Annotated in this window: 14 protein-coding genes and 1 pseudogene; 10 read left to right on the top strand and 5 right to left on the bottom strand. The window is 58.0% G+C overall.

What is annotated here, in order from left to right:
• Positions 1–619: 619 nt before the first annotated feature.
• The gene (locus tag IVA96_RS22040; RefSeq protein WP_247419208.1) at positions 620–2,434 is read left to right on the top strand and encodes a hypothetical protein; all 1,815 of its coding nucleotides are present in this window, start codon (positions 620–622) and stop codon (positions 2,432–2,434) included.
• Positions 2,421–6,044 carry an SMC family ATPase gene (locus tag IVA96_RS22035; protein ID WP_247419207.1) on the top strand — a complete coding sequence of 1,208 codons (3,624 nt, stop codon included), beginning with the start codon at positions 2,421–2,423 and terminating at the stop codon, positions 6,042–6,044. The genes IVA96_RS22040 and IVA96_RS22035 overlap by 14 nt, the downstream gene beginning before the upstream one ends.
• A 29-nt stretch (positions 6,045–6,073) precedes the next feature.
• Here IVA96_RS22035 and IVA96_RS22030 read toward each other — a convergent pair whose 3' ends face one another.
• Positions 6,074–6,535 (bottom strand): competence protein CoiA, encoded by a 462-nt coding sequence (locus IVA96_RS22030; protein WP_247419206.1) that lies wholly within the window; start codon positions 6,533–6,535, stop codon positions 6,074–6,076.
• A gap of 448 nt (positions 6,536–6,983) precedes the next feature.
• Positions 6,984–7,442 (bottom strand): hypothetical protein, encoded by a 459-nt coding sequence (locus IVA96_RS22025; RefSeq protein WP_247419205.1) that lies wholly within the window; start codon positions 7,440–7,442, stop codon positions 6,984–6,986.
• Between IVA96_RS22025 and IVA96_RS22020 the strand changes: the two genes are divergently transcribed.
• The 4 genes from IVA96_RS22020 to IVA96_RS22005 all read left to right on the top strand — a co-directional run bounded on the left by IVA96_RS22020 (position 7,429) and on the right by IVA96_RS22005 (position 11,477).
• Positions 7,429–7,860: a hypothetical protein gene (locus tag IVA96_RS22020; protein ID WP_247419204.1), complete on the top strand. Its 432-nt coding sequence runs from the start codon at positions 7,429–7,431 to the stop codon at positions 7,858–7,860. The two genes, IVA96_RS22025 and IVA96_RS22020, sit on opposite strands and share 14 nt — an antisense overlap.
• A complete protein-coding gene (locus IVA96_RS22015) occupies positions 7,844–9,025 on the top strand; it encodes an XRE family transcriptional regulator (protein ID WP_247419203.1) in 1,182 nt (393 codons plus the stop codon). The genes IVA96_RS22020 and IVA96_RS22015 overlap by 17 nt, the downstream gene beginning before the upstream one ends.
• On the top strand, positions 9,003–9,626 hold the full coding sequence (locus tag IVA96_RS22010; RefSeq protein WP_247419202.1) for a hypothetical protein: 624 nt from the start codon (positions 9,003–9,005) through the stop codon (positions 9,624–9,626). Before IVA96_RS22015 ends, IVA96_RS22010 begins: the two co-directional genes overlap by 23 nt.
• Before the next feature lie 639 nt (positions 9,627–10,265).
• Complete coding sequence (locus IVA96_RS22005; RefSeq protein WP_247419201.1) at positions 10,266–11,477, top strand: hypothetical protein; 1,212 nt, start codon at positions 10,266–10,268, stop codon at positions 11,475–11,477.
• 689 nt (positions 11,478–12,166) lie between these two features.
• Here the strand turns inward: IVA96_RS22005 and IVA96_RS22000 are convergent.
• Positions 12,167–12,471, bottom strand: a pseudogene (locus IVA96_RS22000) (transposase); the annotation flags it as partial.
• A gap of 57 nt (positions 12,472–12,528) precedes the next feature.
• Between IVA96_RS22000 and rlmJ the strand changes: the two are divergent.
• Entirely contained in the window at positions 12,529–13,038 is a 510-nt protein-coding gene (rlmJ, locus tag IVA96_RS21995) for a 23S rRNA (adenine(2030)-N(6))-methyltransferase RlmJ (RefSeq protein ID WP_247419200.1), read from the top strand.
• Between the two features lie 1,003 nt (positions 13,039–14,041).
• Positions 14,042–14,743 carry a hypothetical protein gene (locus IVA96_RS21990; RefSeq protein ID WP_247419198.1) on the top strand — a complete coding sequence of 234 codons (702 nt, stop codon included), beginning with the start codon at positions 14,042–14,044 and terminating at the stop codon, positions 14,741–14,743.
• Here IVA96_RS21990 and IVA96_RS21985 read toward each other — a convergent pair.
• Together IVA96_RS21985 and IVA96_RS21980 are read right to left on the bottom strand one after the other, a co-directional pair.
• Entirely contained in the window at positions 14,707–15,765 is a 1,059-nt protein-coding gene (locus IVA96_RS21985; protein WP_247419197.1) for an adenylosuccinate synthetase, read from the bottom strand. The two genes, IVA96_RS21990 and IVA96_RS21985, sit on opposite strands and share 37 nt — an antisense overlap.
• Complete coding sequence (locus tag IVA96_RS21980) at positions 15,750–17,660, bottom strand: ribonuclease H-like domain-containing protein (RefSeq protein ID WP_247419195.1); 1,911 nt, start codon at positions 17,658–17,660, stop codon at positions 15,750–15,752. The genes IVA96_RS21985 and IVA96_RS21980 overlap by 16 nt, the downstream gene beginning before the upstream one ends.
• A 516-nt stretch (positions 17,661–18,176) precedes the next feature.
• On the opposite strand from IVA96_RS21980, the gene IVA96_RS21975 reads away from it, so the two are divergent.
• Together IVA96_RS21975 and IVA96_RS21970 are read left to right on the top strand one after the other, a co-directional pair.
• Positions 18,177–18,854: a hypothetical protein gene (locus IVA96_RS21975; protein ID WP_247419193.1), complete on the top strand. Its 678-nt coding sequence runs from the start codon at positions 18,177–18,179 to the stop codon at positions 18,852–18,854.
• Positions 18,855–18,861: 7 nt separating this feature from the next.
• Positions 18,862–20,085 carry an XRE family transcriptional regulator gene (locus IVA96_RS21970; protein ID WP_247419192.1) on the top strand — a complete coding sequence of 408 codons (1,224 nt, stop codon included), beginning with the start codon at positions 18,862–18,864 and terminating at the stop codon, positions 20,083–20,085.
• The last annotated feature ends 99 nt before the right edge of the window (positions 20,086–20,184 follow it).

Below are 20,184 nucleotides of genomic sequence, written 5' to 3'. Positions count from 1 at the left end.
CCTTGGCCTACTGCAAAATCCCGTAGTTGATCCGGAGATCGCCAAAGCCGGAAAACCCGGCGGCTATTTCCTCGGCACCATCGGCGAGACGGCGGCAGGGGCAAGTGCTCCGCGCAGAGAGCAAGGTGCACCGTCGAGGCTTGCGGCGACCTCCTCGAAGTCCGGTAAGCAGCGCCTCAAACTCGCCGCCGTCAGCCCGCTCCCACCGACGGCTCCGCCGCCGCGACGCTAGGACCAGTGCGGTCAAGGCCGAAGGGTTCGCCCACCTGCGCCCTATCGTCAGCCGAATCACAAAAATATTCTATATCTCAGTTAGTTAGGAGCATTGCCCCAACCCGACGCAGCAAGACCTAGGCCGGCCTTCCGTTCGATTGTTTTTCCCTAGATGAAGCAGGTCTCGTCTTTCGGAATACAGGCAGGCAAGGATCAAGGCGTGGCGTTCGTCGGCCACCGGTGATGAAGGTGTGCGTCACGTCCAAGCAACGCTCTTGTGCGGGTTTTGCCGCCTAGCCTATAAGTTGTAGGAGCGGCGGCCACAGCTTGCTGGCGGAGCCAATTCTCGTGGTCCAACCAAGTCGAAATCCAACACTTCGGCGCCTTCCTGCAAGTTCGCTCCGCCATGATCCACATCTCACGCGTAGACCTCACCGAGCGGGGCATCCTGTTGCCGCACGATCGCGTGGGCATGGTGATTGCCCAGCCCCATCTGACATTGACGCAGCAGGAGCCGTATAGGACTGCGCCTGCCGATAAACCCGGACTCCTGGCCAACCTGACCGCGACGCTGGCTGTCTCGCGGGCAGCGCCGCATCACGCCGAGAAAACGCATTTCACGATCTTCCCGGAATACAGCATCCCCGGTCTGGATGGGATCGACCTGATCGACGCCGCGCTCGCGGACCAGCAGTGGCCGACGGGAACGATCGTGATCGGCGGGGTGGATGCGCTCTCGAAGGCCGATTTCGCAAGTCTGGCCGGTCGCGCGGGTAGCCACCTCGACACCGAGCATAACGGCCTGGGCAACATCGGCGCCAACGAATGGGTCAATTGCGCGATCACCTGGACCAAGGCCGCAGATGGTACGGTCGAGCGCTGGTTGCAGCCCAAGCTTTGGCCGGCTTGGGAAGAGCAGAACATCAGCTACCAGAATATGTACCGGGGCAAGTCGATCTTTTCCTTCAAAGGGGATTTGTCCAATGGCTCGAAGTACCGCTTCTCCTCGCTGATCTGTTTCGACTGGATCGCGACGATCAGTGCCAAGCCCTCGTGGCGATGGGCCCTCGATGATCTCGGCGTCCAAGCCGGCGAAGGCGAGCTGCCGCTTTCATGGATGTTCGTCATTCAGTACAACCCACGCCCTTCGCATCCAACATTCATGAACGCGGCGGTATCCTTCTTCGATGGGACGATCGTGCCGAAGGTCCAGCGGGATCGGACATGCCTCGTGTTCGCCAACAGCGCGGGCAAGCCTGCCCCTGGGCGATCCGAATTCTACGGCGGCACCAGCGTGGTTTTTTCACCTAAAACTCTATTTCAGGAAACCGCTTCACGGCCGACCGTCGCGAGGGGCGGTCCGCGCTTCAGAGGCAATCCGCTGTTGAATGCCTTCCGCGATGCGTATTTCCGTGAAAAGGGCGCGTGCATTCATTCGTTCGTCCAGATCAATCCCGACTCTGTAACTGCTGGTGCAGCAAACCGCTCGTTCGCCGTCGATAGGCCGTTCGTCTTTCCGCTGGCCGCTGCCGCCGACCCACGCGCGCCATCCAACCTGGTCCCGGCCTGCGTCAAATGGATCAACGATGAACTTGACGATGTAACGAGCCCCAGCGATTTCCAACCTGCGGGCGACCTCGGTGCCCGCGCCGACGCCGCACATGCGACGTCGATTCAGGAATTGCGCGCGCTCTCCGCGCCCTCCTGCGACAAAGTTATACGGTTGGCGACCGCGCGCGACGGTCAGACAAGCGGACGCGGCGCGACCGAGGACGACGCCGATGCATGGGACGCCGATGAACGCGACGCCCTCGGTCATGTTGTGCACACGCTCGATCTGCTCGCCATGTGCGGCGAGGCTGCTGCAAGCGATCAAGACACCGGACATGCGACCGTGTCGGTCGGCGGAAAGACGCTCGACCTGCTCGCCGTACGGGGCAAGACGCATGACCAATGCCACAAATACGCAAAGGCCAAATTCACGCCGAATACCCGCCGGCACACGATCCTGGTCACGCGCGATCGTGACAACTCGCCGCGCAAACGCCGGGCTGGCAGCATCCTTCAAACCACTTCGCCAAAGCTCGGTGAGGAGCGCAAGATCACGGATCCTGAAAGCGCGATCATCCACGTCGATTATCAAGGGTTGATCGCCGCCTTCATCGATGCGGCCACCGTCGAAGAATTCTCACAAAAAGTAGCTGCCCATGTCGGCGCTTAACGAAGGTCACGCGGAAGCAGTGAAGGCGTGCCTCGGTCAGGTGCCGGGAGGCACCCTGTCGGTGTTGGAGGCAGGAAGAGGTCTTCCGGTCACCATCCTGCGAACCGATCGGGTCATCGCCGCCTTTGCCTTTGCAGGTTCCGACCCGCACGCAACATTCGAGGAAACCTACGAGGCGTTCAAGGACGAGGCCGAGCGAGCGAAGGATTGGGATCAATACGATCTGTCCTACGTGCTCTGTATTGCGACAGACACCGACAAGCTCGACCAGTTCGCATCAGACATCGAAACCGACGTCTATTTTTGCCGCAAGTTCGTGGTGCCGCTAACCGAGCATGTCGGAAACGCGCTCGCGCGGCTGCCCTTCTTTCCATTGACGCAGCTTGACGGCCCGGCCCTTCGTCCCGCATCGGCCCAAACATTCCTTCAACAGTCTGACGTTCCGAACACCTTGGCCAGGCAGATCGTCGCTCAGCATGAACGGGGCGCCGAACGAATCGTCGAAGCGTGTCTGGCCAACGAGTATGGAAGCCCGAAAATACCGACACGTGTGGCGACGTTATCCGCAGTTTCCGACGAGCAGATCAGCTCGCCTGTGTTGCTGGAATCCGTTACGATCGAAAATTTCCGGGCATATCGCGCTCCGACGACGTTCAAGATCGGCAGCGAGATCACCGTGCTCTTTGGGCCGAACGGGTTCGGTAAAACCTCGTTCTTCGACGCGATCGACTTCGGTATCACCGGATCGATCGGCCGGCTCAAAATTGCCGATAAGAACCGCTTCAGCAAGGTCGCAGCCCATCTCGACAGCAAGCCGGAAGACGCCCGCGTCGCCTTGACTTATCGATCGGACGGGAAATCGCACACGATCGAAAGGACAGTAGCCGACCCGGCGTATGCGACACTGGATGGGTCGCAGGAAGAGCGAAAGCCGATCCTCAAGCAGCTGACCAAGAGTGGCGAGGCCGTCGCCGAGCGGGTCGACAATCTCATCAGCTTGTTTCGTGCCTCCCATTTGTTCAGCCAGGACAATCAGGCGCTGACGCAGAGTTTCAAGGATCATTGCACCCTGCCGCGCGAGATTGTCTCGCGCATGCTGGCGTTCGAGGATTACGAGAACGCGTTGAAAAAATCCGCCAACATCGTGACGATACTCGAGAACAGCCTCGACGCGCTTTCTTCCGAGATATCGGAAACCACGGCTTCCTTGAAGGCGGACAAATCCGAACTCGACGGGCTTCGTCGTACCATCAAGGACAAGTCGAACATCGGCGCCCTCAATGCCGAGCTGCGCAATTTGCGCGCCGCATTGAAGGATATCGGCGTCGACGCCGGCTCCGGTCCAGTCGACGCCACGGCGGCGCGTGGCTGGCGCGCAACGCTGGAGGCCCGCATCGCTGAAAGCGATGGCAGGATCGGCCTGCTTTCCGAGATCGCCAAAGAAGTCGTCCGGCTCCCGCCCCTCATCCAGGAAGGGAAAGATCTGCGCGCGCAGATCGGAGCTGGCGATGCCCGCAGGGTGGCTGCCGAGCAGGCGAAGGCGTCCGTCCAGCAGCAACTGGATGCTGTGCACAAGCGCGTTGCAGAGATCGCCGCCCAGATCCGGCAAGCTCAATCTGCGCTCGACAATCTCAAATGGGTGCGCGATCAGCGCCCGGGCTACGCGACCGCGCTCAACTCGCTCAACGCACAAACCGAGCGGCTCAATCGGGCGACGGAGGCGATCACCGCTGATCGCAACCGGTCAGCAACCGCCTCGACCGACCTGCAGCAAAAATCTATTCAGCTCGCGACGTCCGTTGAATGGCAGGCCGCGGCGAGAAAGCGTTCCGCCGATCTGGAAGCACTTCGTGCGGCCTTGGGCCCGTGGAAGGCGAGCAACGACCGTCTCGCCGAAATCAGCCAGCAGGAAGCGGCCCTTAACCAGACTTTGCGGGAGTTGCGCACAGCAGAGCCAACGCTTCAAGCTCAACTGGATTCGAATGCCCCGCAGCAGGCAGCGCTCGAACGGGTGATCGCTGATGCCGATCGCAGCCAGTCCGAGCTTCGACAATTACTTTCCCAGCTGCAAAAACATATCACGGACGGCAACTGCCCTCTGTGCGGCGTCGATCACGGAAGTCAGGATGAGCTGGTCCGTCACATCCAGGAGCAGATGACGCTAGACAGTGCGGGGACGGCACGCACCGAACTCGCCGGGCTGCGGCAGCGTATCCAGGAAATAACCCGCCAGCTGGCAGGAAATCGCGAGGCCCAAAAATCCGCTCAAGCGCAATTGAGCCAACTCGCGAACGATCGCATCACCCGTGATCGCGAGATCAATGTCTGGGCGAACACCGCGGACGGCCTCGGCCTGAATGCATCTGCAGGTTTGACTGAGCTGACCAGACAGATCGCGGCCAATTCCACCGAAGCACGCAAAGATATAGAAGACAGCAATACTGCCGTGAAGGCGGCCGCGGATGCCGCCGACGCGGCAAGGGCCGCCCTCGACGCGCTCACCAAGTCGATCGCCCAACAAGAGTCGGCGAGGACCACGGTAAATACGGAACTGGAGCGAATTCGAAAGGGGCTCACGACATTACGTGGGGACCCGCGCTTGAGCGGCGTGACGTTGGATTCGAGCAATGATGAGTTGAATGAAGCGGAGCAAGATCGCTCGGGACTGCTCGACGAGCTTCGCCAATCTCACGATGCCGCAACAAAAGAACAGACAAGGCTACAGGGACTGCTCGATGCAGAGTCACGCATCATCGCGGAACTCGCAGGCCAACTCCCGTTCCTTCGCAGGCGCGCGAACGAGAACGAACAAGCACGTAAGGCCATCGTCGCGCGGCTTGCCGACGCCAATTTGCCGGAAGATTCCGACGAGCAGGAATTGATCGGCAAACTGGGTGAAGAGATGCAGGCGCTTGCCCGCCTGCGCGCGCTACATCAACGTGTCGCGAGTGCCGAAATCGGCCTCGATGCCGCGACGACCGCCGCCGCGCTCGCCCGACTTGAAGCAACCATAGCGGCGAAAGAAAAACTCATCGCCGAGAAGAGAGCATCGCGCGACGCACGCAACCCCTGGCGGGAATACTTCGCAGCGATTGAGAAGATTCTGTCCGACGAACAGGCCGCGGCCATCGCCAACTTCACGCGCCAATACGGCCCGCGGACGTCGGTCATTCAGCGCCGGCTTCGATCGGTCTACGGCTTCGACGACGTCGAGATCATCAACCGCAGGTCCGAGATTTCGGTCACGGTTAAGCGGCATGGTGTCGAGCTGCGTCCCGTCGACTATTTCAGCGAGTCCCAAAAGCAAACACTGCAGCTCGGTCTCTTCCTGACGGCCTGCAGCGGACAAAACTGGTCGTCGCTGGCGCCGGTCTTTCTCGATGATCCCGTCACGCATTTCGACGACCTCAACATCTATGCTCTGTTGGATTTGATCATGGGCCTGCTGAGGTCAGATTTTGGCACCCGGCAATTCATCATCTCGACGTGTGACGAGAAATTCTTCCAGCTCGCGCGCCAGAAATTCAACTATCTGCAGGACAGTGTTCGCTTCTACCGTTTCCGCGCTATCGGAGAAGACGGTCCTCTCATCGACCGGATCGGTCCATGAGTCGAGCCGTGGCGCTGCATCAGCGATGGCTATGCGGCGTCCAACGCGCCTCTCTTCACCTCGCGCAGAAATCCCGACTGCGTTTCAGCCTTGATGATGTACGGCTTTGAGAGCGTAAGCTCTCGGTATCGCTTGGACCATTTGTAACACCCGCCAGCCGACATTTCTTCGCCGCCTTCACCAAACCAGCTGCTCGATTCCACATAAGTCTGATGGCCCTTCATCTTGGCATGCCGAAAAGCTTTTTCGTCCGGAACATACATCCACATGCCATCGCCTCCGCCGAAGCCGTGAACCCATTTTTCAAATGGTCGAGGTGAGTACCGCTCTATGAAGCGCGTCCCGCCCGAGCTTGGCTCCGAAGCTGAGACGGTGGCGCTTGCGAGAAATGGCAACCAAATCTGCGCGATCCCCGCCCGCGAATAGGCGCTGGCGCGAGCTTCGATTTCTAGAATACCAATGGATGTATGTTGTAACTCGATTGCGAGCACATTTGTCGTCGACCATGGTCGACCATGCCATTACATCCGCGCGTCTGTCGCCTGGCAGTGTGTCAACGACGTACTCCAGCATCGCTGTCACGCCGCGGGTCTGCAATCCATCGAATACGATCTGCTTTGCTTCAAGATGCGCCTTGGTTTCACCGCGTGCCCAACTGCAATTGGTCGGTGGTTTATGCGAGAATGGGCGATGACAATTCGCCCGCGTTTCAGAATAACGATCTTCTTGCATTTCGGACAAAGGTACTCCGGGCCCTTAAGGGCCGTATCAGCAGAGACGCGACCTGAATTATGTTCAGCGATGAGCAAGGAAAATTCCTCGGCGTAGTCAAATTATAACGTTGTCCGGTCAATTAGAATATCGGAAACAGCTCGAAGGAAACGCTCACTCTAATGCCAAAAACTGTCCCAGCCTTCAAAAGGCTCAGTTGTGTGCGGATCAGTCATTGGTCTTGATCTCCGTGAGCGAGTAGCTTGTATTGCGGCCACCCCCCTCGTCCTTCACCAGCATGCCGCGTTCGACCAGTTCGCTGATGACGCGTAGCGCCGTATCGGCCGAGCATTTTTCGATCTTCGCGTATTTGGACGATGTCAGCTTGCCCTCGAATCCGTCGAGGAGACGGTTGAGAATATCGCGCTGACGCCTGTTGAGCGGCGCCTGTGCGTAGTTCTTCCAGAACTCTGCTTTGTGGAAGACATTTGCCAGAACCGCTTCAGCGCCGTCAAACGCCCGATCGAGGCATGCGAGAAACCATTCAAGCCATGAGGTGACATCGAGGTCTCCCTTCACCAAAGGTGAAACCCTCAAGGCGTACATGGTGCTGAGCAACGGAAAGGATACCGAGTGGTCGGAGACGAGATCATGCTGGCAGGATAACCGCCATGTGTCGGTCGACAATCACCGTCGCCAGTGCGGCATTTGCGCGGCCTGCATGCTGCGGCGACTAAGCGTTCATGCGGCGGATCTCACGGAACCTGCAGATACGTATGTCTGGGAAAATCTCTCTGCTCCAACTTTTGATGCGGGCGCCGCCGAAGGTTTCAACAAAAGGACCCGCGCGCAAAAACAATATGCAATCGCAGGCACATTGCATCTCGTTCACCTCGCGTATCTAAAGCAGTCGCGCGCGGCAGAGCGGCCGCTCAGTCTCGCGGCCTTTCAGCTGGCACGCGCGCTCGGAGAGACGGAAGCGGTGATCCGGCCAAAGCTGGACCGACTGCTTTCCCAACACCAAAAAGAATGGAAGACTTATATGAGTTCTCTGGGACCACAGTCATTCGTTGCTCAGTGGGCCGACAATGACCAGTCTGCTTGAAACCATGCCGCCGGTGGAAGTCGGAGAGCGCCTCCGCGGAGCGCGCGACCGTGTGAAGCTCAAGCAAGCGGAAGCAGCGGAATCCGTCGGGCTGTCGCGGACCACTCTGATTGCGATCGAGCAAGGGCAACGACGCGTCCGCATCGACGAGCTCCGCAAACTCGCGAATCTTTACCGAACGTCCATCAACGAGCTGATGCTGCAGGAGGCGATCCACGCAGAACTCACGCCCAAATTCCGTAAATTATTCCAACAGGAGGATGATGCGGTCGAGCTCGCTGTGAAGCAGCTGGAGGATTTGGCCCGTGCCGAGGCGGAGCTGGAACAGCTTCTCGGCGTTCAGCCACTGCGCAACTATCCGCCGCAACGCCCCATTCTTCCCGGCGATGTTCGAGCGCAGGCGGAGCAGGACGCGCTCGAATTGCGGCAGCGGCTCGGACTAGGCCTGAGCCCGATCTCCGACATTGTAACGCTGCTGGAGCTTGAGCTTGGTGTGCGCGTCTACATCCGGCGGATCGATGGCGGAATCTCTGGCGTATTCGCGTACGACGAGGCGCTCGGCGCCTGCATCCTCCTTAACGGCAATCACCCGCGCGATCGCCGCGCTCAAACGGCAGCCCACGAGCTCGGTCATCTGGTTTCGACGCGGCGTGAGCCGGAGGTGCTGGAAGAGGGCGTCACTGAAAACTCCCGCGAGGAGCGTTACGCCAACACGTTCGGCAGAGCCTTCATGACTCCCGCCCGCGCGGTCATGCAAAAATTCAAGGAAATTACTGTCGGATCGGAAAAGCTGACTCGGCGGCATGTCATCGTGCTCGCCCATTTCTTCGGCGTGTCACGTGAAGCGATCGTCAGGCGGTTGGAGGAACTTAAGCTGGCGAAGTCTGGAACGTGGGATTGGTTTCAGGCGAACGGCGGCATTAGCGATCAGCAGGCTGTCCAGGTGCTGGGCGATCTCTCGGGGCCCGACCTTCATAAAGCGGATGCGGACAGGCCGACGACGCTTCGGCTCGGGCTCCTCGCCGGCGAAGCCTGGCGCCGTGGGATGCTCAGCGAAGGCCAACTCGCGCGCATGCTCCATCTGAACCGTGTCGAGCTGCGGCGCATGTTTGATGGCCTGGAAATAGAAGGGAGCGAAGCCGATGGGGCTCTCATGCCTGATTGACCCCACGGCGCCGGTTGTGATCGATGCGAGTACCGTGATCAATCTGAATGCAACGGCCTGCGGGCCGCGCATTCTAAGAGCCATTCCAAATCCCTTTATCGTTACGGATGTCGTGCAGGGAGAACTCCTCGAAGACCGCCGCAATGGTCGCAACGACGGGCAACTGGTCGCCGAGCTTGTTGCGCCAGGTCTTATCTCCGTTGCGAAACTTGACGATCTCACCGAGTCCCATTTCGAGGATCTGGTGATCGGGCGGGGCGACGCAACCCTCGACGACGGCGAAGCCGCGACAATCGCTTATGGCGTCGAGAAGGGAGCGATCACGCTGATCGACGGGCGGAAGGCAACGCGAATCTGCGGTGAACGGTATCCGCGCCTGACCGTTGGAAATTCTTTTGATTTACTCACCCACCCCGCCGTGCTGGCGGCATTGGGTAAGGGCGCCACCGCCGATGCGGTCTTCAACGCACTCCGGCTTGCCCGGATGCGGGTCCCGCCCTCTTCGTTGAAATGGGTGGTTGAGCTGATCGGAGCAGAACGCGCGGCGATGTGCGAGTGCCTTCCGCGCGCATTCAAAACAAAGGCGGTAACTCATCAATGATAACGCAGACTTGGGCGAAATCATTCTCACGAATCCGCCGGTCGCTGCGCCGAGAGCAGATCGAATTGACCATTCATGGCCTGCGACCCACCGCGTCAACGCTCCTGCACGAAAGCGCCAAGTAGCAAGCGGATGCGATCAAACGTTAACTTGCGCATCAGGAGACGAATGAGATCCATGGCGCCTATATCCATGCCGCCGAATTCTGGCAGGGGCGCCTGCGGATGATGCGATAGTGACAAAGGCGACGAGGAAATTTTTTACGAATGCGCCAGCCACAGTGGGGCATCGCGCGCCGAGTCTAGTCTGCCAATGTCGGCAGCAAATTCCCCAAGCGTTCGCCGTTGTTCACCGACGTCTTATTCAACCATTATTCAACGAGCGCGGTTGATGGCAACCTAAGTACCTGAGATTGCTGGCGCTTCCTAGGGGAGGGAACGGGCAGCTCGGGAAGCTGCTGAAAAACAAACACAAATCAGCTTTGCTGAGGGGTGATTGCTACCACGGACTGCTACTACCCACAACCTAGCCTGCCGTGTTGAAATGCATCGGCGGATATCCGGGGGTGTTATTCCGACCCACGAGGAGCCGATTAGGCGTATAAATTAGCGAAACTCTGCTCATTGGGTAGGGCCGGCCATGCCTGACAGATCGAAAGAGCCCCCCGTTCCACCAGAGAACGGCCCTATCTCGCTGGAGGAGCGAAAATTCCAGCTTGAGGTTCAGAAATTCGAGTTCGACAAGTCAAAGTCTCGGGGGTTTCGCTTCTTCAATAGCAATCTCGGCGTCATCATTACTGCCATCATTGGTACAGCCACAATTGCGGTCTCGTACCTTCAACTCCAAATCAACCGCGAGTCCAGCGCAAATCAGCTTGAACTTCAGCGGTCGACCAGCGACGCGCAATTGAACTTAGAGAAATCAAAGGCAAGCGCTGCCCAAGAAAAGGATGAGCGAACGTTCCAGTTCGATGTCGCACGCCTAATGTTGGAGAGACAGAGCGATATCAATACTGAAGAAATCAAACGGGTCTATTATCTGCGAGAAATCGTTATGTCTGCCCTTCCCAATACTGTCGGTATAATGATCACCCGCAGGGCGGCAGATCACGCGGCGGATGATCGAGTGCGCTCGGCTTGGTTAGACGGATTCGTAAAGCTGACCCTCGCCGAAACCCGCTCATCAGTAACTACGCAGCAGCCATCTATATCGGTGGATTATGTGCTGGCGCGCTATTCTGCTCTAAAGACTCCCGATGGAGTGAACCGCATTGCAGATATTTTGGACGCAGCCCGAGAGTTCGACTTAAAAGACTCAGTGGCTATCATCCTAGCGTACGCTTTGTTTACTTCAGATTTTTTTAAGGGATACGATCAATATCTCAACATTGTCTCGGCAGAGCTGATAGCGGTTATGCTTCCGAACATTTTTCCGAATGCTTCAGATGCTAAGCCTTTCGTCGGCAATGCCCGTTCGCTGGCAAATAAAGTGTATTCGGGCAGATTTGGTAATGTCGGGCCCGACGACGGTTGGAACTATCGTGGAAGAGGCTATTTGCATACTGTAGGCAAGGCGAACTATGCGCGGTCTGGTGCTTTGATCGGTATAGATTTGGTGAGCCGGCCCGAAAAGTTGGCCGAAAGTAAAGTTGCTGCAAGGGAAATAGCTGCTGCATTCGCGGCGCTAAGTCGGCCGATCACCGTGGATGGAGCTGTTCGACAGCTGAACGGCAGGCTCCTAGGGCTAGCTGGGATACAAGGGATATATGAAAAGCTCGCGCCTGAAATGCCAAAGGTAACCGAGGGATTAACGATCCCATCCGTCGGTAAGTCATGCACACTGTGGTGCTGAGATGCGGAAAGGCCCTGGAGCAGCAGGCTTGGGCACCGCCGCGCATGATCCTTCGCGTCGATTTCCTAACGAATTTTCTTCATCCACGGTTCGCTTTGCATCAGTTGAGGGCTGAGCGTGCTCAACGCAATCCTGAGCAGATGGTAGCTGAGATGCCTCAGGCCTCAGCCACGAAGCGCTCATAAGCGAGTTCAACGGCTGGGTGTTCTGAATAATGAAGGCCCGATCAGGTTCGATTGGTTGGGCAAACGGTAGGAGGATGTAGGCGTGACACTCCTGATCGGGCAGTATCGGATCGGGGTGAGCTACCACCGATCAAGCGTGCGCCTGCTGCTGCGCGGAGCAGGGGTGGTGCAACGGGCAGTCTTTACGAGCGATGAGGCGACGGCGGCGATCAGGTACAGTTGGATGAGAACCACTCCGACAGCGTCAAACCACTGAAACCACTTGTCTATTTTCTCCGCAGTTCCTGCACTTTGTACTATCCGTTTGTAGTTGCAGCCAAGCCGTTAACGCGCCGATGACGCCGCGCCGTTTCCCGGCGGCCCGTAGTTCCTTTGTGCAGAGGCCAGCGCGCGCTTCAGGTTGCTGTCAAATTCGACCTGCATGTTCCTGAGCGGGTGGGCGCACCATTCCTTGGGCAAACCCCTCCGAATACTTTCCTCATAGAGCGCGGTGTATAGCTCGGACATGTAAGCTTCCTGCACCACGGCGGTGAGCGCCTTCTCGGCCATCCGGCGGGGCTCCAGGAACCCCGGAAAGTAGGAGCCCTTGCGCAGCTTGGGGATGCGGCACGGGTCTCCCAGATCCGGTCGCGATAGCCGTTGCGCTGCGCCAGGCGCTCGGGATTCTTCTCGCCGTAGGCCGCCCCGGTCTGGCCTTCGACTTCCAGCTCCATCAGACACTGGGCGGCAAAGCCGATCATCTCGCGCAACAGATCGGCGTCAGGGGTCTTCTCCACGAGCGTGCGCAGGTTCATCATCTCGTCGGTCATCGGTGGCTCCTCGAATCAGGTTGGTGTCAGCTACCCGACCCTACCGGCGAACCGCCGGTGACCACGCAAAGCCGCCCGCCCGCTACGGCGCTATTGCGGGCGCGCGTGCGGGCGGCTTTGCTCTACCGAGCTACACCATCACTGGGGACACGACCTCCGGATGGTCTTGCCGCGCTAAACGCTTTCGTTCCGCCGAAGGAGCGGCGCGGGCTCGTATTCATCGATCCGCCGTTCGAAAGCACCGACGAATTCGCACTTGCAGGCGATACCCTGAACAGCGCACTGCGCAAGTGGTCCACAGGCATCTATGCCTTCTGGTATCCGATAAAAGGACGGAGCCAGATCTCGAAATTCCGAAGAATGCTCGTCGAGGAAGCTCCGACCTTCTGCACCGAATTTCTCGCATACGCGAAGACTCAGGATGGACTGACGGGGAGCGGGTTGGTCGTATTTAACCCACCCTGGCAATTCGACAAGGACGTCAACGCAATTTGTAGGGCGCTCGTGCCGATCTTTGAAGATAGCGGCTCGGGCTTCTCGACCGACTGGTGGACCAGGCCGCACTAGGCTAGTTCAGCCTATCTTTGGCGCACTCGTCCGCACTGATCGCATGGATGGCTACCATAACGTTTCGCCAACGCACAGCCGAGGGAACGTCTCTTCGGTCGATGCACCGTTCAGCGCGTTGGTCTAGCAATGCCAGGGGCCCCGTCAAGACCAAAACGATCGATCAGCCGAGCGGCTCGACGCCATACGGGCGGCGCCACCCGATGGAAAAGGCCTTCGTCAGGCTGGGCGCGCTCCTCGATTACGTCCACCACAACAGTGGTTCGACCGACCAGGGCGGTCAATATTCTCCGGATGGCCATCACCGCAGTATATGTTCTCCGGGGCCGGAATCAAAGGGTCGAGCAGAAGACCTCGCGGCCACCTAGAGAGCCTGTCGGACATGATCGATCTCGGGAGGCGGCCGGTCTGGCTTGAGCGTCACGCTCTTCTGCCGCGCTGGTGACGACACTTTCCTCTTCGTTCGCGGCAAATTGCGCCGCTGAAGTTGAGTGCGTGGAGCGGTATCAACAGCTTTCCAGAAAGCCTGGATCTACAAGAGGGCCTGTGCCAAGCAAAAGGCCGCGATGGACAGTGCGTTATTCGCAAATTGAAACGGATCGCGATGGGCAGCCTGAAAATTGGCTCGACTTGGGCGAATACGATCGAATTTGCCTCTAGAATGAAAGTATCGCCCCGGTTTACGATTCGCTTCTGCTTTTGGCCTGAGCGATCCCACCAGATAACTTCACCACCAATGTGAACCTCGTAGGAGGCCGATTTGAGCTGATCCTCGCTGAATGGATCAAGCATTCCGGTCGCGCGCGCGTAGTCAGCTATTTCAGCAGACGACAGCAAAGCCCGCGGGATGCTTTTAAAAGGATCCGACTTCGCGTACTTTCTCGCGCGCTCCTCCGCGTCTGACTCATTCGGATTCATCGATGACCATCTCTTGGAAATTAGATCAATAACCAAGATGCAAAACCGGTACGTAGGCGACGTCGGAGACTTCGCGAAATTCGCCTTGCTGAGAGCAATTGCACGAGAGACGAATCTTCGGATCGCCGTCATATGGTACTTGTACTCGGACGAGGACCACAACGCAGACGGGAGACATATCAGTTACCTCCGCGACCAGGCTTTTGCACAGCTCGATCCCAACCTCCACTCCGCTCTGGCCCGCATTATTCACAAGGGGCGAAGAAGCGTGAGATCTATTGCGGCTTCGCAAATCCTGCCGCCCGGCACAACATTCTTCAGCAAGTTGATATCCGACCAAGAACACAGAGCGAGGATTTCGCGGACGGAGAAAGCGCTGTCACGGGCAGCTTGGCTGAAGAAGGCCGTCGCAGGCGCAACTGGCCACGAACTTGTGTTTCTCGATCCAGACAATGGCCTGGAGACGGCTTCAGTCCAACGTCATTCCCCCAAGAGCGGCAAGTATGCCTTTTGGAATGAACTGGCTGAGTTCTGGGGCAATGGTCACTCGTTGATCGTCTACCACCATCTCAACAGGACCGCGACGGTTGTTCAGCAGGCCGAGGTGCTGCGCGCGAAATTCGGAGAACGATTTCCCGATGCACCTCTCATCAGACATTTCTTGGCACGAAGAGGCTCGTGCCGGCATTTCTGGATCGTGGGGCAGAAAAAACATGCTCAGGCGCTATCCCGGTCGATTGAAGCGATATCTCAGAGCGCTCTGAGCGAATGCCTCGAGCTCGGATGATTTCGCGTCGCGTTGAACTCAGACCTTGCCACCAGCGAATTTGGCCCAAGCCCAACTTTGTCTATCTTCTGTCCGATCCCAGCTTCGACAAACGAAAGAAAATCACATGCCCGACGTGTCCTCTCCCCCGCGCGAACCGCCGGATCGAGGTAGTCGAGATGGTTTAGCACGATCGATGTCGGTTGGTTGACGGCGATCGCGCGTCGGACCACGTCCAGTTCGAATCGTCCGATGCGTCTGACTTTCCGCGTTGCCGTGGTCAGCTCCTTGTAACCTTCGGGAAGACCTGCTTCAGCTGCGACCTCTTCCCAGCTCATCTCTTGCTCGAGAGGACCGGAGGTGCCTGCAACGCGTATCGGGTGTGCACGCAAGACGAGCACGATCTCGTCGACGTCGCGCGGGCTTAGACCCGCTTCGGCGACAAATGCCGCCGCCGTCGTGTCTCGACCGGTCGCATGCGGATAGAATCCGCCGTGCAGGAGCGAAAGGCCGAACCCCTGCGAGCCCTCGATGACGATGCGCTGCCCCTTGGCCAATACACTTCGCATGAGGTCGGTCGTATCCCTCAAGTAGGGACGCAGCTTTTCCTCGTCTTTAGCTAAACGGACCAAGGCCCCGCGACTGATGCGACGTACGAGCGCTGCGCCTGTACCTGATCCGGTCGATCCGATCCGATCTACCAGGCTGGACTCGCTGCCGCGATCTTCCGCGGTAATTAGGCTCGCGAGCGGACTAACGACGACACGGTCCGGCTCCAAACCCAACTCAGCGACCTCTTTCTCAAAAATATCGATGTCGATCAGGGCCCCTGGCGGAAGGACCGCGATCGAATTATCCGCGAACGTGGAGGCCGGCAATTGGCGGAATGATCTCGGCTTCTCTCCGTCTACGATTGTGTGCCCCGAGTTGGTCCCTCCCACTCGAACAACGCAATGTGCATGCTTCTCTCGCGCGACCGCGAGCGCCACCTTACCCTTGCCTTCTGAACCGTACTGGCCGCCTACAACTACTGAGACAGGCATTTATCACTCTTTGAGAAGTCCGAGACAATCTGAACAAGCGATTGTTTCAAATCGGACAAAGTTCCTTCGTTCGTCATGTGCGCCTGGGCCAACTTCGAGAGCGGCTCAATCCCAGCTTCGACGGGCTGGTTATCCGCTGTTTCGAAGGAAACGGCTGCATCTTCGGCGTATCGTTTACGACGAATTTCGTCGGATGCTGAGATATGCACGTGAATGAAACGAGTTCCAAACGTCTCTACGAAATAAGCTCGATCCTCCGGGAACCGGAGTCCATCAATCGCGATCAGCTTCTGTTTGCCCACGCGTTGCAGGACGCGCTCGCACAGCCACCTCTGGCCTTTTTCCCGGTGGATTTGTTCGCCAAACTTTTGGCGCGTCGCGCGATCCAACGAAGCACCCGCATTCCGGATTTCGTCGTCGATCACAAGACTAAAGCGAGTGTAAACGAAGCCAGCCTCCTCGAGCATGTGAGCAGCGGTCGTCTTTCCCGAGCAGATACGTCCGCTAATGCCTACAACCAGAGGTGCATCCTCACCATCTGACAGCTTCGGCACGATCAATGCCCCTTCCGTCGGACCGCTTAGCCCCTCATACTTGCCGGCGAGGAAAAATGAGCCAACGAGCGCTGCGGTTATGGCATCCAGCTCGTCGTGAGTGACTTGCTCGGAAACATAACGCCCTTCGATCCCGAAGTCCGACAGGCCGCGCTTGAGGTACTCGATCCCAGCGCCCTTCCGCGGGATGGCCATAATGTCTTGGGCGGCGCCGGGATAGCTTTCGATGACCGCGATCCCTTCCGCTCGGATCCTGGAAGCCAGCAACATCCCCCGACGGGTCAAGCCTTGCATGCTGGGCAGGAGCGCCGGATATACATTCACCCCGCGGCGTTTCAGCTCTCGTTCACACTCGCGCATGATGCCGAACTGCTGGCGACCGGGATCATCATCCGTCACGACCGTGCGCCCGAATGGAAGTGAGAGCGGAGAGTCGATGGAGACCAGATCCGGCTTGAGCTCGAGTATCCGGTCGATCATTTCCTGATCGGTGTGGACGGTAAGTGTTTCGGCGGCCGCGCCGTTCAGGACGCACCAACCAGATCCACGCTTTTCGGAACCGGTTAGATCGATCCCAACGATACGCGCGCGCTCCGCTGACGTTCCGGAAAAGATCGACTTGAAGCTCCGGAACGTTACGCCGGGCTGGAGCGCTCTATCCGCAATCATCGGCACCGGCTGATGGAAGATGTGGCGCGCAATATCATTGAACGCTTGCGGCTGCAGCCAGAAATCGCGCTGAAGGTTAAGCCGCGCCATTACGACGTCCAGGATGGCGGCCATCCCGAGAACGTCGCTGCGATTGTAGAGCACGAGCCGCTGGAGAGCGGCGAGGCTTCCCCGCAGGTAATCGTGCCACAGAAGGACTGCTGCGGCTCCGTCGACGTCTTCGAGATCGGTTCGGAAGTCGACCTGAAGCTCTCTTTCGATGCTTTTTTGTCCGCCCGCTAGTCCTACGCGCCGCGCCAGATAGCGCAAATCGACGTGAATGCCGGGCAGCGCCAGTTCCCCGAACGTCTTCTGAAGAAAACGGAGGTCGAAAAGCGTACCGTTAAACGTCACCAGGACGGTCGCAGATGTGAGATCCTGGAGCAGCGGAGCCGGGTCCTCGCCTTTGACCAAGACCTTGTATTCGCCGTCTATAGCCCAGCCGATGATCGTAATCTCATCGTAGAACCAGCTGAGGCCGGTGGTTTCCACGTCCAGGAACAGTACCCGCGCACCGTGTGACAGGATTGGCGACAAATCCACGTCTGGCGCGAGACTCTTGCGGGCAACTTGGTTCGCTCGCGGCCGCGAAATCGGCGGGTTGACGCCCTCCGCATCGAAAAGTGAAAACAAGTTGTCGCTCCGCCCTCACGCGCGCCGCAGCGCGACTCCGTTGAGGTTATCGCCAAACCTCCATTGCCGAAAGCAGCTTTCCGGATCCCGATCGCCGGAGTGCCCCGGGCTCCACAAGAGATTGGAGCTCTTCATAAACTTCGGCACGACCTTACGAATCGGGTCCGCTTCCTCCGCAAGCTCGCCAGCGCGTACGTACCGGGAATCAGCCTGTACCGCGAGGCCCACCGCCGCAATGTTCTCAGTTTTTGATTCGGTCAACCTTGGGACGCTCGAACCTGAAAATAGCGAAGTCGCTCCGGATCACACGGAGGCAACACCGAATAGGCTTTTTTGTAGTAATATCGGTGGGTTACGAAGCTAAAAAGGGGTGCGCCGCGATTGCGCAAAGCAAGCTGCCCCAGGTTTCGGAAGAGGCTGGGCCGCCTGCCTCGCGCACTGAGGGCTTTGATACTTTACTTTTCACAACGATTTGTGCATTACACTTTAATCGACCATGGGTTAAAGGATTCGCGAATGACTGATGAAGAGGTCCGCTCCGCGTTCTGGGCCACGGTGCTGCGTGACACCAAGTTGCCGTTCTGGCGCGGGATCCAGAACAGTATGGAATGGGCCTACGACGAATCGTTCCAGGCCGTGACGAACGATATGCGTATTCTGGAAGATCAGAAGCCCGCGAAGCTGCTGGATGAGCGATTCTACGTCGCCGAACGCGCCTTGCGCCAGGTTGCAGCCGAAACGGGGATGATCTCCACCGTCCAAAAGATCTCAGCGAATGACTGGAATTACACGCTGGTTCGAGGCGGTGCGGTTGCGATGGTGCAATGCTACGTCCAGACGCCTTCCGAAATGGCGAGACCAGCCAAATTCCGTGAAGCCATGTCCGCCATGAACACCTTCTTGAGCGCGCCGCAATTCGACCTGGGCGATATCAATCCCAAGGTGTTCGATCTTTCAGCGATCAACGGCATTCTTATACATGGGCCGATCGGCAAGAAATTTGAGGCGCCTGAACAGCGACTGGGATTTCTGAACTTTGCGGTCGCGGACGAATCATATCGAACGTGGGGGCTCAACATCGCAGTGGCAGAAATTATCGCGCGGTTTGAGCAGAACGAAGCCGGGCTCGAGGTTCCTCAGCGCGATATCGCCAAGCCTCTCATCAAGCGTCGAGCGAAGAAGGCGGAAGAGTAGGACAGCAATGACAGTAGGTACCCCTGGTTTCGTGGCCGGGAGGTTGACTGAAGCTCGGCAGGCCTTTGGGCTAACCAAAGTCGCGCTCGCCGAGATGATCAACGTCAGTCCCATGGCCATTTCGCAATATGAGTCTGGGCCTCAAACGCCGCGCCCCGATGTGATGGATCGACTTTCTGAGAAGCTAGGCTTTCCACGGTCGTTTTTCCTGAGCCAGCCTTGGTCGGAAGACAACGATGACCCGACGTTCTGGCGATCAAATGCCAGCGCGACTCAGATCGCTCGCGAGCGATGCCATCCCCGCCTTCGTTGGCTAAAGGAGATAACATCCTATCAGCGTGAGTTTTTGGACTTCCCGAAGCTCGAACTGCCGCCGATTCGCGCGCCGGAGGATTTCCGGACACTCACTTCTGCTCAGATTGAACACATAGCTCAGGAGTGTCGGGACTGGTGGAATTTCGGGTCGGGTCCGATACCGGACCTCTTATTGGAGTTGGAGAACAGCGGCGTGATAACCGCTCGCATTAATGTTGCGGCCGAGTCGCTAGATGCCTTTTCACAATGGTCATCGTCCTTCCGAATTCCCTTTGTGGTACTTGGCAAGGATAAGGCAAGCGCGGTGCGCTCGCGGTTTGACGCCGCTCACGAGCTTGCGCATTTGCTTTTACATCGTCGAGTCGATCGTCGGCGTGTTAGAAACACTGCCGATTGGAAGGTACTAGAACAACAAGCGCATCGCTTCGCCGCAGCTCTTTTGCTACCAGCAAAGAGCTTCGTGGATGAACTCTGGGCTCCCACTCTAGACGGCATGCTCTCTCGTAAGGAGCGCTGGCGTGTTTCCATTGGGATGATGATCGTCAGATGTGAGCACATCGGTCTCATCAATCAAGACCAGGCCAGGAGACTATGGATCAATTACAATCGAAGAGGCTGGCGCGGCGAGGAGCCGCTCGATGCGGTCCTTAATTCAGAACAGCCGCGGGTCTTGCGACGCGGCTTTGAAGCTTTGATCGAGAATAAGATTCGCACGAAGGGCGAAATCGTAGCCGAACTGTGCCTGCCGGCGCGTGAAATTGAAGAACTCGCCGCCCTACCTCGTGGGTATTTTTCGGGCAACGATGCCGACGTAAAGGCCTTTCCGCGCCTGAAGTCACAGACTGAAGGGGTACCCTCCTCGAACAACGATGGAGCCGAAATAATTTCGCTAGTCGACCGGAAAAAGCCGAGCTGATTCGACGCTTTGCGATCGACGAAAACCCACAAGCAAGGGAAATCACCGGCACCACCCGCGAGCGTCTAGCGGCCGTCCCTTCCACTGCTGTTGCATAGA

Source organism: Bradyrhizobium sp. 159 (assembly GCF_023073795.1).
Classification (GTDB): Bacteria; Pseudomonadota; Alphaproteobacteria; order Rhizobiales; family Xanthobacteraceae; genus Bradyrhizobium.
This window is presented reverse-complemented; position numbering and strand designations above follow the sequence as displayed.

Coding starts and splice junctions, on each gene's coding strand:
- IVA96_RS22040 (WP_247419208.1), top strand. CDS start 620: ATGATCCACATCTCACGCGTAGACCTCACCGAGCGGGGCATCCTGTTG.
- IVA96_RS22035 (WP_247419207.1), top strand. CDS start 2,421: ATGTCGGCGCTTAACGAAGGTCACGCGGAAGCAGTGAAGGCGTGCCTC.
- IVA96_RS22015 (WP_247419203.1), top strand. CDS start 7,844: ATGACCAGTCTGCTTGAAACCATGCCGCCGGTGGAAGTCGGAGAGCGC.
- IVA96_RS22010 (WP_247419202.1), top strand. CDS start 9,003: ATGGGGCTCTCATGCCTGATTGACCCCACGGCGCCGGTTGTGATCGAT.
- IVA96_RS22005 (WP_247419201.1), top strand. CDS start 10,266: ATGCCTGACAGATCGAAAGAGCCCCCCGTTCCACCAGAGAACGGCCCT.
- IVA96_RS21985 (WP_247419197.1), bottom strand. CDS start 15,765: ATGCCTGTCTCAGTAGTTGTAGGCGGCCAGTACGGTTCAGAAGGCAAG.
- IVA96_RS21975 (WP_247419193.1), top strand. CDS start 18,177: ATGACTGATGAAGAGGTCCGCTCCGCGTTCTGGGCCACGGTGCTGCGT.
- IVA96_RS21970 (WP_247419192.1), top strand. CDS start 18,862: ATGACAGTAGGTACCCCTGGTTTCGTGGCCGGGAGGTTGACTGAAGCT.